2 protein-coding genes are annotated in these 2,399 nt (G+C 58.7%); one reads left to right on the top strand and one right to left on the bottom strand.

Annotated features, from left to right (window positions below; all coding sequences use genetic code 11):
• Positions 1-590 (top strand): RHS repeat-associated core domain-containing protein (locus F2P45_RS33965; protein WP_166882617.1); only part of this gene is annotated, 590 nt, incomplete at its 5' end.
• Between the two features lie 334 nt (positions 591-924).
• Here F2P45_RS33965 and tnpC read toward each other — a convergent pair.
• Positions 925-2,232: an IS66 family transposase gene (tnpC, locus tag F2P45_RS33960; RefSeq protein WP_229505435.1), complete on the bottom strand. Its 1,308-nt coding sequence runs from the start codon at positions 2,230-2,232 to the stop codon at positions 925-927.
• Positions 2,233-2,399 lie beyond the last annotated feature (167 nt).

Raw genomic sequence — 2,399 nt, 5'->3', positions numbered from 1 at the left:
ACGTGCTGCGGGTCGTCCAGCCCGCGCCGCAGCGCCACAGTGTGGCCGCTACCGAGGCTGAGGCGGCGAATGATGCTGCACAGTTCCAGCCGATCCGTTTTCTGGGGCAGTATCACGACAGCGAAACTGGCTTGAACTACAACCGCTTCCGCTACTATGATGCTGATTGCGGGCGGTATGTTTCGCTCGATCCGATCGGACTTGCGGGCGGCACTAACTCGTACCAATATGCGCCGAATCCGAGCGGGTGGGTCGATCCATTTGGCTTGACGAAAACATGCAATTGTAAGAGCGGAGATAAGGATGCAGCAGGCTCGCCATACATTGATCCAAAGGACGTAGCGGGAAAGACTCCAGCACAAATTGAGGCCGTAGCGCTCGCGATGGGTTTACAGACCAAAGGTCCAGCCCCTAAAGCTGGGCGCGGTGCGTTTGTTGATCCAATCACTGGTGAGCAGCGGGTACTGGTTCATCCTGGTGGTCCCCACCCACACTCTCATGTGAATAACCCGCAAGGGCAGCGATTGGATATCAATGGAAATGTGGTTGCCCCGGAATCTCCAGCCGCGCATCTCCCGTTAGGAAATTAACAGAAGGAATTACGATGCATGATTGGACATTTGTATCACTAATATTTGACTGGAAAGGTGCACGTCTTTCCCTTAGTCTACGCAACTCAAGTTCAGAGATCGTTTCTTTGATTGCAGAGAAAGTTGTCAATCTCTCGGTGCCAAAGCGAGATGAATGGGGGCGAAGTGTAAGCGTAAATGAGGTCACCGGACCTACTTTACAGCCGGATGGAACTGAAGTACTCCGGATTGAGATGCAATCAGGGGATATCATTGAAATTACGGCAGGTTCTTTCGTTTTGCCATATTAATGACTGGGCTTATTATTTCACAATGGAAGTGCTGGCGTAACTATTCAGCCGCTACGCGGCAGGCGTGATGGGATCGCCAGTAAACGCGCGGCGCAGCACTTCCAGCATGCTATGTCCCTGTTTGCGTAGCGTGTCGAGACAGGATCGGATGGTGCAGAAATTGTCGGCGCGGCAGTGGTGCGGAAGCACCCGGATATCTTCTGTTTGACCTTGGGCATGCGGACAGCCCGTTCTGCAATATTGTTGGAGAACGGGACGTTTGCATCGGCGATGAAGCGCAAGGCGGACTCGGCGTGCGTCCGGAAGCGGCCCAGCAGGTTGTGGGCGTCGGACTGTTTGCAGCGGCCGCGTTTTCCGTCGGGCTTGATTTTGGGAGGATTCAGTTGTTCGCCCGCGCGCACGATGTCGAAGTAAACGGTGGTGAAGGCGGCGATGGCCCCGGCGTCGAGTGGGCGCCCCTGCTGGCGCGTCGCCGCGCCCAGTCGTTGGGCGTTGAGCAGCAGTTCCGTCATGGCGGCCGGCCAGTTCTGGCCCGTCATCTCTTGCACATAGACCAGTTCCCGAAGGAGATGGGCATTGCACAAGGCATGCAGGCCATCGTCGAGTTTCCAGTAGGAAGCCCAGCAGTCGTGCACCAGGACGCCGAGGCGCTTGGGAAGAATGCCATGCGCGACGATAGCCTCCATGCCGCGCTTTGCGTGCATGCCATACCAGGTGAGATTGCCCGTGGCCGCCACGTGCATCCAGTACAGCTTGCCGTCCACACGCAGGCCCAATTCGTCGGCGCACAGCACCGGCGCGAGGTGCAACGGCCGCGCTATCAGCGCGGCCGTGCCCTGCAGGGCCGCGCTGGCCTCGCCAACCCAGGCGTGCAGCGTTGCCGGCGACACCGACAAGCCCGTCATCTCGAAGATCAACTCGGCGGCGCGAGCATACGGCAGCATCTGCCCTTGGGTCAGATGCACGCCCAGTGCGCGCACGTTCTGACCGTATTGGGCCGCTTCGCTCACTGCGGCGGGAAAGCTGCTGTCGTGCCGCTGTCCGCAGGCGCAAACAACGGTATAGGCGCGGTGTTCGATTACCCCGAAGCTGAGCACTGGCACATCGAATATCTGACGCCGTTCCAGCACTTGTGCCTGATCCAGGGTCAAGGCGCTGTGGCAGCGCTTGCAGTGCGACGGCGGCAGATAATCCTTCGTTCCCGTGGGTACGGCCACCCGCTTGAGCGTGCTGCCTTTGTGGCCGGGCTGGCCTCCGACCGCCTTGTCGGACTTCCCGCGCAGCGAGCTGGTCTTCGGCTTTTTCGCCAGTCCATCCGAGGAAGGCGGCTTACTCGAATTCTCACTGTTCATGCCCAGCTTGGCCTCGACCGCGTCCAGGCGCGCAAAGAGGGCGTCGATGACGCCTGTCTTTGTCGGTAAGCGCGATTTCTACCGCACCTTGACGTTGCCCTAATCGACGGGCAAGCGGCTGTTAAACAGCAGTAAAGTTGAACGGCAACAGATCGGCAATGTCGGCA

Source organism: Massilia mucilaginosa (assembly GCF_011682145.1).
GTDB lineage: Bacteria > Pseudomonadota > Gammaproteobacteria > Burkholderiales > Burkholderiaceae_D > Telluria_A > Telluria_A mucilaginosa.
This window is presented reverse-complemented; position numbering and strand designations above follow the sequence as displayed.

Bases quoted from the DNA above. Each gene is read 5' to 3' on its own strand.
- tnpC (WP_229505435.1), bottom strand. From the start codon at position 2,232: ATGAACAGTGAGAATTCGAGTAAGCCGCCTTCCTCGGATGGACTGGCG.